General features: G+C 47.3%; 9 protein-coding genes. All 9 read left to right on the top strand.

The window, feature by feature from the left end; genetic code table 11:
* Positions 1–40 precede the first annotated feature (40 nt).
* Positions 41–823, top strand: a complete 783-nt coding sequence (locus tag C7R93_RS08915) for an HAD family hydrolase (RefSeq protein WP_106838493.1) — start codon at positions 41–43, stop codon at positions 821–823.
* Positions 816–1157 (top strand): DMT family transporter, encoded by a 342-nt coding sequence (locus C7R93_RS08910; protein WP_106838492.1) that lies wholly within the window; start codon positions 816–818, stop codon positions 1155–1157. The genes C7R93_RS08915 and C7R93_RS08910 overlap by 8 nt, the downstream gene beginning before the upstream one ends.
* A 52-nt stretch (positions 1158–1209) precedes the next feature.
* Entirely contained in the window at positions 1210–5094 is a 3885-nt protein-coding gene (locus C7R93_RS08905) for a metallophosphoesterase family protein (protein WP_106838491.1), read from the top strand.
* 181 nt (positions 5095–5275) lie between these two features.
* On the top strand, positions 5276–5833 hold the full coding sequence (locus C7R93_RS08900; RefSeq protein ID WP_106838490.1) for an RNA polymerase sigma factor: 558 nt from the start codon (positions 5276–5278) through the stop codon (positions 5831–5833).
* Positions 5820–7406: a DUF4179 domain-containing protein gene (locus C7R93_RS08895; RefSeq protein ID WP_106838489.1), complete on the top strand. Its 1587-nt coding sequence runs from the start codon at positions 5820–5822 to the stop codon at positions 7404–7406. Before C7R93_RS08900 ends, C7R93_RS08895 begins: the two co-directional genes overlap by 14 nt.
* Before the next feature lie 134 nt (positions 7407–7540).
* The gene (locus C7R93_RS08890; protein ID WP_106838488.1) at positions 7541–10216 is read left to right on the top strand and encodes a YhgE/Pip domain-containing protein; all 2676 of its coding nucleotides are present in this window, start codon (positions 7541–7543) and stop codon (positions 10214–10216) included.
* A 135-nt stretch (positions 10217–10351) separates the two neighbouring features.
* A complete protein-coding gene (locus C7R93_RS08885; RefSeq protein ID WP_106838487.1) occupies positions 10352–10597 on the top strand; it encodes a hypothetical protein in 246 nt (81 codons plus the stop codon).
* Positions 10598–10905: 308 nt separating this feature from the next.
* Positions 10906–12315, top strand: coding sequence for a helix-turn-helix domain-containing protein (locus C7R93_RS08880; RefSeq protein ID WP_106838486.1), 1410 nt, complete (start codon positions 10906–10908; stop codon positions 12313–12315).
* A 196-nt stretch (positions 12316–12511) separates the two neighbouring features.
* On the top strand, positions 12512–12814 hold the full coding sequence (locus C7R93_RS08875; protein ID WP_106838485.1) for an aspartyl-phosphate phosphatase Spo0E family protein: 303 nt from the start codon (positions 12512–12514) through the stop codon (positions 12812–12814).
* Positions 12815–12880: the final 66 nt, after the last annotated feature.

Genomic DNA, 12880 nt, shown 5'->3' with positions numbered 1-12880 from the left:
TCAGCAATCCGAATCCAAATGACATACAGGTGGGAGAAAGATGCCGGATTTAATTGTGAACAACAAGAGATATACGGTCAAAGCGATTTTGTTCGATAAGGATGGTACTTTACTGGAGTTTGTTCGGCTCTGGGGTTACTGGAGCGAATCCGTACATCGTCATTTTGCCAGCCAGCTTCCGTTTCCGGCCCAGATCGCTCCTCTCTCAGAGCTGTGGGGGACTGTTCACGACGAAGACGGGCACGTATGCGACTACAGCATCAATGGTCCATTAGCGATGGGCTCGACTGGCGATTTGCTTGCGATCCTGGCATGGCAGGGATATCGTCAGGGACTATCGTGGGGGGAATCCATTCGGCTGGCCCGGGAGAGCAAGGAGCAGGCTTATCAGGATATGGACCAGGCTCGCCCTGCCTATCCCATCCCGGGGCTGATCCCGTTCCTCGAACAATGTCGTGATCACGGAATGTTTATGGGGATTGTAACCGCAGACGAAACAGAGGAAGCGATCAAGCATATGGAATGGATGGGCATTCGCTCTTATTTTCCAGTCATCATCGGGAATGATCAGGTAGAGCGTGGCAAGCCTTATCCCGACATGGTGGTAAAAGCTTGTACCCAATTGGGCTTAAAGCCGAGGGAAGTTGCTGTCATCGGCGATACGAGCGGCGATATACGCATGGGGAAAAGCGCAGGGGTCACTGTGACCATTGGGATTGTGAGCAAGGAAGATTCGACTGACCGGTTACACATATTGGAGGACGCAGAGGCGGTGATTTCCTCCTACGCGCAGCTGAAGGTGGAGGCATCACGGCATGCATGAGGGGATCGGGTGGGGATGGATTCTCCTCACATTCGCCATTCTTTTGGAGCTGGCAGGTACGACTTCCATGAAACTATCTGCGGGCTTTACCAAGCTGTGGCCATCCATTCTGATGTTTCTGTTGTACGGTGCCAGCTTTACTCTGCTTAATTTTGCACTCAGCTATATACAGGTCGGTGTCGCCTATGCGATCTGGTCTGGTGTCGGGATTGTTCTGATTACATTCGTCGGTATTTTCTTATTCAAAGAAATGATCAATCTTCAGCAAATGCTCTGGATGTCACTCATTGTGATTGGTGTCATTGGTCTGAAAGTCAGCAGCAAGGTCGTGTAAAAATCATCAGTCGGACTCTATCAATCTGATCGAAATGAGGTGCGCGTTTATTATGAAAGTGATAAACAAAACGATGTCAATGGTACTGGGTGTTACGGTTGCCTTCATGGGAATGACCCAACCTTTTATGGTTCAAGGTGTTCAGGCAGCAGGAGCGCAAAGCGTGACGATGGACAAGCAAGCTTTTTTGCACGGTCAGCCGATTACGCTGTCTTATACGGGCGCTTCGCTCAAGGATTGGATCGGACTGTATAAAGCAGGTGCGATTCCACAGGGCAGCAACCCGTCCCTTACCTGGCAATACACGAGTGCAGCCGGTCAGCCAAATGGTGCGATGAGCTTTACGAAGTCTTTGCCAGCAGGTGAATACGAGGCGCTGTATATGCAAAATGACGGCTACAATATTTTTCAGCGGGCTCCGTTTTCAATCATTACCTTGAATCCTCCTACGGGTATTACTTTTGTTGATACGGATGAGGATGCCGACCAGATCGCAGGCGATGTGAAAATCAAAATCCCTGCTGATCCCGCGAATGTGACTCATTACAATTTGTACTGGGGAAATGATGTCGGAAAGCTGGCAGGAGAGCCAATCATCGCACAAGTGGAGCCTTCAACTACGCCAGGGGAAACGTATGCTACCTATACAATCCCAGCTAACACGGTCATTCCAAAGGGCGCGACGAAGCTCCTCGCTTACTCTGACTCAACAGCGGGCGAAACGACTGCCAGCGCTGAATTTACGATCCCAGGGATGGTGAAAGAGAAGTCATTGGTCAGCTTCGAGGTCATCACCGACATGCATGTACAAACCAGCAAGGATCACGTTCATAATAAAAACCTCGAAGATGCCTTCAAAGATATGATTGCGTTGAATCCGGACAGTGACGGAATCATGACCATCGGGGACAATACCGAGAACGGAACCGAAGCGCAATACATGGAGCTGGCCCGGATTTTCAACATGTACAAGGACCAACTCCCGGAAACGTATTTTGTTCAAGGGAACCACGATGTTCGCTGGGGGGACTGGACGCAATTTTCGGAGCTGTTCCACAAGTACACCAACATGAAATCCAGCTACTACAATGTGTGGATTAACGGCTACCAGTTCATTTTCCTTGGCACGGAAAAAGGGTTGAAGGACTTCTCCTACCTGTCGGAAACGCAGTTGAAATGGCTGGACGAGAAGCTCGCTGAGTCTGGGGGCAAGCCGACGTTCATTTTCCATCACCAGCCGTTGAAGAATACGGTAGCCGGTGCCAATGATGGTTATCTCAAAAGCAATTACTGGTATGGTGTCAGACAAGATACGGAATTGAAAACGATCCTGGCGAAGCATCCCGGAGCCCTTCTGTTCAGTGGACATACACACTGGGAGTTGGGTGCGAAGGATACGATGTATAACGCCAAATACGCCACGATGTTTAATGCAGGTGCGACCTCCTATTTGTGGACAGATGCGAATACAGGTAAGGACGGAAGCCAAGGCTTTTTTGTGGAAGTCTACGAAGATAAAGTCCTGGTAAAAGGCAGAGATTTTAAAAACGACACATGGATCGCCAATGCACAATATGAAATCGATCTTTCCGAGAAAATTCCAGTGGTAGACCCTTCTACCGATCCAGATTTGACCCTTAGCAATCCTACGGTTCATATGGTGAAAGAGAAGTACCTGTCGTCCGAAGCGATTGAGGTTGCCTACACGAGCTCGGTAAGAGAAGACTGGATCGGTATTTTCCCTACAGGCACGAAGTTGGGCAAAAATGTAAAAGCAATCGCCCAGCAAAAAACGAGCGGCGTGAAGCAGCCAAATGGAACAGTTTCATTCAAGGATTTGAAGCTCGCTCCGGGGAAGTACGATGCGATTTATGTCGGGGAAGCAGAATATCGCTCCGATAACGACAATATTGAACTCGGTCGCGTGACCTTTACGATTGTGGATGAGACGCAGGCACAAGCACCACAGGCGGTATCCTTTACCGATGCGGACACGAATAAGGGTGTGATTGGCGGCGACGTCACGGTCACTCCTGCGGCAAATGAAACGAACATTGACGAGTATGTACTCTACTGGGGGAACGACGAGGGCAAGCTGTCCGGTCAGTCAGCGATCGCATCTGTAGCCAAGACAGGCGATAAGGTCGCCTACGTGATCCCGAATGGTACGGCGATCCCGAATGGCGCGACGAAGCTTCTCGCTTTCTCCAAGCAAAAGGACACAGAGTCAGAGGACTTTGCTCAAACAGCACTGAAGGATGCGTTTACCGAAGTGCCACCAGTAGATCCGCCTGTACTCACGCCAGATGAAGAGTTGCGCCAAGCCAATCGCGCTGCTGCTGAGGCCATTAAGAACGCAACGGATGAGGATGTGGTAGAGGAGCAGGCAAAGAATGCAATTAAGCAATTGTCCAAGCTGATCAAGGACGAAAAGCTCAGTGATTCTACGCATCTTGCTTTGGTTTCCGATGCAACGAATACCGTGTTGGCAGCGATGGTTTCCAAATGGAAAGAGGATATCGTCGATGAGGATCAAGTGTTAGAACAGACTTACTCTCTGTTGAAGGACGCTTTCTTGCCAGTTGTAGATGAGATCGAGAAAAACGATCAAGAACAATGGGAGCAAGCAGTAAAAGTCATGGCTCATGTAGCAGAGACGACGATTGCCCAGCTGAATAAAGATGATCTCTCTGAAAAATGGGTGAAAAAGCTGAAAGAGCCGATCACAGAACTTTTGACACAAGTCAGCACGATCGAAGCAGATGATAGCGAAAATACAGAGAAGGTAGTCGCTCAAATCGAACGCCTTGCCCAAGCAGTCGAGGCTATCGAGACAGCACTGGACAAGCAAGCATCGCTGTTTGACTTGGAGAAGACAATCGAGATTCGCATGGATCGCGACAGTCATGAAGTGCGTGCAGCGAAAAAATCGAAGGAAGAAGAAAAATCTTCGATGACTCTGAACAGTGATATCGTACATGCATTGGCACAAAAGCAAATCAATGTAGCACTGGTGAACAAGGAAGACGCAGGTGTTTGGCTGTCCAGCAAGCTTCTCGAAGAGCATGAAGCTGGTGATATCAACGTCGAGCTCTCGAAGCCGGACGACATCAAAAAGCCTTCGAAGACGGGCAATGCCAGCGATATGTACGAAGTTCGCCTGGAAGCAGACAACAAGGAAATGAAGCGCTTTGACAGCGAGACTGTCCGCATGATTTTGCCGTACGAGCACAAGGAAAAATATTTGACGGCTCAGTACTATGATGAAGCGAAGAAAGTATGGAACGTCCTCAAGACCTCCAAAGGAAAAACGGTAGATGTCCTCAAGACGGGTGACCGCGCAAGCTTTGAAATCGAAAAGCCAGGCATCTACTTGGTAGCAAATACGGGTCTGCAAAGAGTGAACGTTACGCCAAGCAGGGCAACCCTATTGCCGGGTGAGAGTCTCCAGCTCCAGGTGACCGGATGGTTCTCGAACCGCACCGAGCAGGATCTGACCGATGAAGAGAGCGGTACTGTCTATGAATCTGACAATAGTAACGTCACCGTTGATGAAAACGGCTTGATCGAAATTTCCGAGGATGCGCGACCTGGCAAAAAAGTTACGGTCAAGGTGAGCAACGGAGAAAAATCAACCAAAGTGACGTTCACGATTGCAGAGGTCAAAAGTATCAACCTATCCGCAAAAAAGAGTACAGTGAAGCCGGGTAGTACGGTTCAAATGAGCGTTTCGGCTACTATGACGGACCGCAGCAGACGAGACATGACCACAGAGAGCACAGGAACCACATACAGTGTCGTGGAAGCAGAATTTGCTGAGATTAGCGAGGATGGTCTGGTAACCGTCCATGACGATACACCAGACAAAACCACGGTGACGATTGTAGCGGAAAACAATGGTCATACGAGCGAGTACACGTTGAAAGTGAGAAAATAGATGTACCGATTTACTAGGAAGAGCCTGACCAGTGATGGTTGGGCTTTTTTCCTATCCCAAAAATAATTATCCAATCCTTGTAAGAAAAAAACCGTTCTTTTCATAGTAAAGGTAGAATGATTGCTGGACAGTAGAAGTGAACGGAATGTCTGGTGATAGAAATTGAAGGGAGCGACCATTCATGGAGGAGGATCAAGAGTGGGTGAAGCAAGTCTTGGGAGGCGACTCGCATGCCTTTGCCCACCTTGTGAACAAGTACAAAAACAGGGTGTGCTCGTTGCTCGTGCGGATGGGCAATTCCCCAGAGGATGCAGAAGATTTCGCACAGTCTGCGTTCGTCAACGCGTATAAAAGCTTGCAAAAATACGATGCGAGCCGTCCGTTTTCAGCCTGGTTAAATAAAATCGCAATCAATTGTTGTCTGCAAGCATGGCGGAGGGCTGAAAAGCATCCGAGCGTACCTTTACAAGAGTCCAATACGGCTCATACCTACGAAGAAAACCCGGAGTCATTTTACTTGGCGCTTGAAAAACAAAACGAGCTATTCGCTGTCATGGAAGAGCTCGCTTCCCATTACCGGATCGTACTTACGCTGCGTTATTTTGAAGAGATGAGTTATCAAGAAATTGCGGAGACGATGCAAGTGCCGGTGACAACGGTGCAGGTTCACTTGTACCGCGCAAAGAAAAAGCTACGTGAGCTCATGGGAAAAAGGGGGAAGCTTCATGAAATGTGCTGATTGTGTCAGGCTGATCAATCAAGTCGACCGAGAGCTTTCACATGAAGAAGGAAGACAGCTTCAGGACCATATCGCTGGTTGTGAGCATTGTCAGTCCATGCTGCTTCAGGAAGTCGACGAAGTGGATGCAGACTTGAGTAAACCTTGGCCAATCGTGTCTGCCTCTGATCATTTCACCGAAAAAGTCATGGCGGAAATTTTACAAGTAGAAGAGCTACAACAAGGACCGATCCGCCGAAAAAAATGGTCAGGCAGTCGTCTGTGGCAAAGGGCAGGTATTACTGCAGCCGTACTGCTGCTTGCCCTGACAGTGGGTGTCGTCTCATCGCCTACGCTTGCTCACTATGTCACATCGATTTTTTCCGAGTCGTTTATCGTGGAAATGCAGCGCGGAGGCGATCTGGGTTTTTCTCAAAAAGTGAATCAAAAGGTAACTGATCAAGGCATTACTATGCTGGTAGATGAGATTTTGGTCGATCCATTAAAAATGTACGTGTCGATTCGGTTTTTCACCGAACAAAATCAAGAGCTGGAAGCTTCCATTGAGTTTGAAAACAAGGATAACCGGATTTTTCTGTCAGACCAAAACGGGAAGTACATCAGAACCGAGGTGCAGCATTCCTACGGCTTTGAGACCTTGTATCTCCCAGAGAATATACCGAATGATTTGATTCTCAACCTGAAAGTAAATAGATTGGATCTGCACAATGAAGCTTATACAAAAGACGAAAAGAAAGTAAATCCCACTTATGGAAGCTGGCATTTGAAGGTCCCCGTTTCTTTGGAGAAAAGCAAATCAGCAACGCAAACGATTCCGATACATAAAACATACACCTCACCGCAAGGATTTATCTTGGAGGCTGACCGACTGGTGCTGACGCCAATGGAATCAAAGCTGATCCTCTCTTCCAAAATGAACGAGCAAGAGCTTGCCCGTATGGAGTCGAGAGTTCAAGCAGGAGTGAAGGTCTACAATTCACTTTACCCGGACAAGGTCACGGCCCAAGAACTATGGGATTTCTTTGGGACGAATGCGACAGTCATGTGGGAAATCGTCGATGAGAAAGGCAAGGTTGTGATGGATACGAACGGGGCAGACGGAGAATTTTATGGACCGATTGAACCAAACAAAAAGCTTACGTATCGTACCGTCTACATCGAGAAGGCAGAACCATCCGATCTGCTCCTGACATTTACGCCTGCTGACCTCAACAAACAGCCTCTAACCTTCACCAATGAGGGGAATACGTTTGTCTTGAAGTCGTTTCGCATCGCGCCCGAGCCGAATCCAGCTCACGGCACATCCGGATACGTCGGTATCGTAGAGGCAGAGTTCACCTACCACCAGGACAGCTATGAATACCGTGGAATCGATGCGATTGGATTGGGCATCGTCAAAATGGAGAAGGAAGATCGTTCTACGGAAAAAGATCGTCCCCATGCAATAACGATCACGATCCGCGATTTTCCGAAAGGAAGGGAAAATCAACCGGTAACGATCACGGCCAGTCAGCTAGTAAAAAGGTATGAAAATGTGGATTGGAGCTTTGACATGGTGAGTCCAGCGCGTTGAAGATTGTCCTTCATAAATTGGCGTGCAGCAGCTCATGCTACTACTGACAGCTCATTCCCGTTCATTTCCTTCCATGGTAAACTGTCATGTGAGTGTAAAGATTCATCCATTCTTTCTTACTAGGTGGTACATACATGCGGTCTATATGGAAGATTTACAAAACGGACTGGATTAACATTTTCAAGGTCCCGACTGGGATTTTTCTGATCATCGCCATCATTCTCCTCCCTTGTTTATACGATTGGATCAACATCAAATCGGTCTGGGACCCTTACGCCAATACGCAAGGCGTCAAGGTAGCGGTGACGAGCGAGGATCAGGGAGCCATGGTTGGCGATCAAAAGGTCAACATCGGAGACGAGCTCGTAAAAAGCTTGCAGAACAACCAGAAGCTCGGGTGGACCTTTGTGGATAAAGAAGAGGCCAGGCGGGGCGTGGAGCGAGGCGATTATTATGCCAGCATCTTGATCCCGGCTGACTTTTCCACCAAAATCACGGGAATTGTTCATGGTAACCTGAACAAGCCCGAAGTGATCTATACGGTCAATGAAAAAGTAAACGCCGTCGCTCCCAAAATCACCTCGTCAGGTGTTTCGGCAATTGCCAAGCAGATCAATGAGAGTTTTACCGAAAGCGTCAGTGAAGCCTTGCTGACGAAGCTTACAGAGATCGGCATAAAAATCGAAGAGCAATTGCCGACCATCCGCAAAATCGAGAGTGGCGTTTTCCAACTGGAAAAAAGTCTGCCCGAGATTCGTGCCGCAGGGCAAAAAGTATTGGAGATTGAGAAGAAGCTTCCCGAGATTCACGAGAAAGCGCAGATCATTCTGGAAGTGGAAAAAAGAATCCCAGAGATCAATCAAGCTGGGCAGGCAGTGCTCAAAATTCAGCAAAACTGGCCGAAAATCAATGAGGCGGCGTCGGTCATTATCGCGATGGAAGACAAGCTGCCGGTGATTGAGCAAGCCGTCGGACGAATTGAAGAGCTGGATCAAAATTTTGATAAAGTCGCAAACGGAGTGACTACGGCCACAGAAAAAGCGAGTCAGGCCATTGAAATCGTTTCAGCTGCTCAAGATGCGTTGCCGCGTATTGCTGATCTGACTGATAAGGGCGCGGCTGTTGCCGATCGGCTAAATGACTTTTTTGCGAAGCATGATGGTGCCTTTGAAACGATTGCACCGTTGATCAAGCAAAATCTCATGCTAGCCCAGCAAGCCACGGACGCGCTCACACAACTCACAGACAGACTGTTGCAAATCAATCCGGATCGCTTGCCTACTGCGAGTGAAGTAAATGCCGTGAAAGACAGGTTATCCAGAGCCGCGAATGTTTTGGGGCATACCGCATCACTTGTAGAGAAAGTAAACAGCTATATTCCCGGACAGCCATTGAGTCATTTCACAGAGAGGCTGCGCACGATTGAAAACAGAATGAACCGACAAATGGAGATTCTCGGCATGATTGCAAGCGCGCTGGAAAACGGCAAGCAGCCAGCGAAAGACTTGGTCGAGAGTCTGAATCAGCTCTCGAAAAACGTCAGCGCGGAATTGGGAGACATCCTGTCCCTCTACGATAGCGAAATCGTCCCGAAAATATCCGAGGGCATTGAAAGGCTGAAAGTGATCACGGGAGAATCCGCCGATCTACTGCATAAGGCCCAAGAAAAACTTCCGGATATCGAAGCGATTCTCCAAGAGACAAAGTCGGGCTTGGAGCTGGGATTATCAGAATTGAAGCGAATCCAACAGGAAATGCCGCAGATACAGAAGCAAGTCCACGAGCTCGCGCAGACGCTCAGAAGCAAGTCGGATGCTTTTGCAAATGCCATTCGCGTAGCAGCTCTATTCCTGAAGAGTAATCTTCCTGCCATTGGGAAAAAGCTCGACGAGGCAGCAGCATTCGTCCAGAACGATCTGCCCAAAGCGGAGGCGGATTTGACCAAGCTGGCTGATTTTGTGCGCTATAAGCTCCCGGAGGTGGAGACAGGAGTCCACAGAGTTGCCGCATTGGTTCGCGATGATTTGCCCAAGCTGGAGAGTGCCATTGGGCAGGCGGCCGACAAGCTGAGAGAGGTCGAGGCGAACAACAACTTCGCCGATCTTGCCAAGCTATTGCGCGGCGACATTAAAAAAGAGAGCGAATTTCTCGCAAGTCCCGTGCAGATCAAGGAAAACCGCCTATACCCGATTCCGAATTACGGTTCGGCCATGTCACCGTTTTACGGTGTGTTGTCTCTCTGGGTTGGCGCGACCTTGTTGATTTCCCTGCTGAAGCCGAATGCGGAAAATCCAGCCGGAGTGTACAAGCCGTATCAATTGTATCTGGGCCGCTTGGGAACGTTTGCGACAATCGGGCTACTTCAAGCGTTGTTCGTCACGCTCGGTGATATTTACATCCTCGGGGCCTATGTAGCGGATAAAGCTCCGTTTGTGTTATTCGGTATGCTGATCAGCCTGGTGTTCGTCACGATTACGTACACGCTAGTATCCGTTTTCGGAAACGTGGGCAAAGGCATCGCGATCATCTTCATGGTGTTTCAATTCTCTAGCTCGGGCGGTACGTTCCCGATCAGCATGACTTCACCGTTTTTCCAAGCACTGAACCCATACATGCCCTTTACGTATGCAATCAGCCTGTTACGTGAAGGGGTGGGCGGCATCCTCTGGGAAACGGCGATTCGGGATATACTCGTCTTATCCGGCTTTATCGGTATTAGCCTGTTCGTGGCGCTCGCGCTGAAGCGTCCGTTGAGCGGACTCATTGAAAAGTCGATGGAGAATGCGAAGAAGACCAAGATCATTGGGTAAAGGATATACGGTGTCGATTGGAATTAGCAGGGTGCCCAAGTACTGGAGGGCACCCTTTTTCAAGGACAAGTGATTGTATGATTTGGTAAAATATAGGTGGTTTGCGAATTGTCAAATCATAAAGGGGAGTGAACCATGGGGAGATGGTTTGGATACATTCTACTGACGATTTTGATAGGCGGTGTGTGCTTTTTTATCATTACTCCAGAAATCACCTTGATATTGAGTATGTTCGTCATTATCGGAACCCTGTTTTATATTGTACACATTTTGAATAATGAACTGCCCAGAGTAGTTCAGGATCGGCTGGAAAGACGATTCAACAAGACAGACAAAAGCCTCGAAGAATTACAAAACCTGTACAAGCAGGAGTCTGAATAGGGATGTTTACGGGAGAGGGCACCTACTGAAGGTGTCCTTTCTGCACGAGTACAGGATACCTTCTTTCAAGGTGGGATCACCTCACGAAACGGAAAAAAAGCGTACGTTAAGAATTGATAGAACAACCCCATTTGAACATATTCATACCTTGATTTCACTAGCTTTCTAGTTGTTTCGTCAGAGTGTACTCTAAATGAACAAATCTTGCAGGACGATAGCTGTTTTTGTAAAATATTTACATTTATTCGCACCTTCTGTAAAATATAGGAAGTTTGATGTTTCCTGTGTTAAGGAGGAGTAGATGTAATATGGGGGAAGGTAAGACAGTTCAACGATCATTACGATCAGAGATTGAACATCATCTGAAAGAACGTGGTTACACACTGACTAGACTTAGCGAGATAACAGGTATTAATCAGGGAGTATTGAGCGACCTCTTAAATCGAATTCCACCACGGGCAATGACGATTGGTCACTTGGATGCACTCGCTCATGCTTTTGAGCAATCTCAAGGCTGGCTGTACGAATTGTACGAGGCCGAGTGTTTTGTGGAAGGAAGGGTGTCGCGATCCAGGGTTGTCCCATTCCTGGTTCGATGCGCGGAAATTGGTCGGCGGGATTGTATTGATTCGATTGTCTCCAAGCTACTGGACGATCAGAAAAACACGTCCATTCTCTTTCTGGTTGCGGAGCAGCTCTTTACCAAAGGGAAACGTAAGGAATCGGTTCTTTTTTATCAACTCGTCATTGATACGGATAAAAACAGCCACAATGAGCGCTTTGTCATCGCACAGTATCGATTATTTCGAGCTCTACAAGGTACCGATTCCGAAAAAAATTTGGGGGCTGTCATACAATTTGATCCATATCGAAAGAGACTACCTGAAAACTATCAATTGGATGCCCTATTACAGCTTGCCAATGTATGTTTTTCGCTTCACAAATGGAAAGAGGTAGAGCGTTATGCAGATGAACTAAGAGCGTTGGCAACTGCTGTTTATCAGGGTGAGTTGCGTGGGCGGAAAATCAACAGAAAAACGCTTCCGCTGAAGACAGAGCGACATTTAGTTGTATACTACGGTCAGGGATTCCTTTTGAAGAGTGCTGCCTTGGAAAAGCAAGGATTGTATGAAGAAGCGAAAGAATATATCTCTGGTTACGCTGATCTGAGTGGGTTTGAACTGTTGGATGAAACAGGACAGATGGAGGTAGAAAAGTTTCGACTGTGGGCAACGGCTAATCGCTATACGTTGGATGTCCTCCTGGGTGACATCGATGTTTTGCCTACTTACACTCGTTTCCTAATCGATCACCCAAAAGAGATCCTCTCTGGCCTAATAGCCATTATGGAATCGGCCAATAAGCATGGATTTTTAGTGGATGGGATTCTCAAACAATTTTCAAATCAGATCAATGATTTTATTGATTATGATAACCTCATCCAGACGGATCGTTATTATCGTTTTCGATATGAGCTAGCTATGTATCGACTTAACAACGGCGAGTATGTGAGCGGAATGGAGGATACTTTACGCTGCCTGGTTTTATCGACTATCATGAAGAATGACAGTGGCTTTATTCGTTGCGTTACACTGTTCGAAGCTTTCCGATCACATGCAACAGATCAACAAAATAGGGAGTACAAGCGAATCATGGAGGGGGTACGAAATGAAGCGGTCGATTTTGCTATCAATAGCTTTAGTTTTGGGACTGTGTAGCAGCGTCACGAGTGGACAAGCAGCAATCCCTAAAGGAACCGTTATACAATATGAACACGGTGTTGGTGGGTAAACACTGAAGGTAATCATCCTCTTTTGAGGATGATTTTTTTTTACTATTCAAATTTTGTCAACCACCAACTTTCTGAATGCTAGTATATAGTTATAAATGTACTTTATTGGAAGAAAAAGGAAGGTGATAATCATAGGAGCTATTGCATATAAAAAGGGCGTTCCACCCCTTCACCAGGTTAAAGGAACGCCCGCAGGAGGAGCAGTTACAGCTCCTATAAGTAAATGTACCACGCTACCTTTAGATCGGGAAGGAGGAACTTATTACGATTTAGACCATCTGAAAAACATTGTGGAACAATTACGGGAACAACTGGTGCAATTGTTTTTGGAGAAGAATGATTTGTTGGATGATGAAGTCGTGGAATTAAGTCAGCAATTAGATCAGTACATCCTGGTAATCCAATCAAAAATGATGCAAAAATAAGAAAAAAAAGAAAATAAGGTTTTATTTGAATCAAAGTAATCACACCCTTAATTGGAAATATATATT

The organism is Brevibacillus fortis, assembly GCF_003013395.1.
GTDB classification, from domain to species: domain Bacteria; phylum Bacillota; class Bacilli; order Brevibacillales; family Brevibacillaceae; genus Brevibacillus; species Brevibacillus fortis.
This window is presented reverse-complemented; position numbering and strand designations above follow the sequence as displayed.

Coding starts and splice junctions, on each gene's coding strand:
- C7R93_RS08890 (WP_106838488.1), top strand. CDS start 7,541: ATGCGGTCTATATGGAAGATTTACAAAACGGACTGGATTAACATTTTC.
- C7R93_RS08880 (WP_106838486.1), top strand. CDS start 10,906: ATGGGGGAAGGTAAGACAGTTCAACGATCATTACGATCAGAGATTGAA.
- C7R93_RS08885 (WP_106838487.1), top strand. CDS start 10,352: ATGGGGAGATGGTTTGGATACATTCTACTGACGATTTTGATAGGCGGT.
- C7R93_RS08905 (WP_106838491.1), top strand. CDS start 1,210: ATGAAAGTGATAAACAAAACGATGTCAATGGTACTGGGTGTTACGGTT.
- C7R93_RS08895 (WP_106838489.1), top strand. CDS start 5,820: ATGAAATGTGCTGATTGTGTCAGGCTGATCAATCAAGTCGACCGAGAG.
- C7R93_RS08910 (WP_106838492.1), top strand. CDS start 816: ATGCATGAGGGGATCGGGTGGGGATGGATTCTCCTCACATTCGCCATT.
- C7R93_RS08900 (WP_106838490.1), top strand. CDS start 5,276: ATGGAGGAGGATCAAGAGTGGGTGAAGCAAGTCTTGGGAGGCGACTCG.
- C7R93_RS08915 (WP_106838493.1), top strand. CDS start 41: ATGCCGGATTTAATTGTGAACAACAAGAGATATACGGTCAAAGCGATT.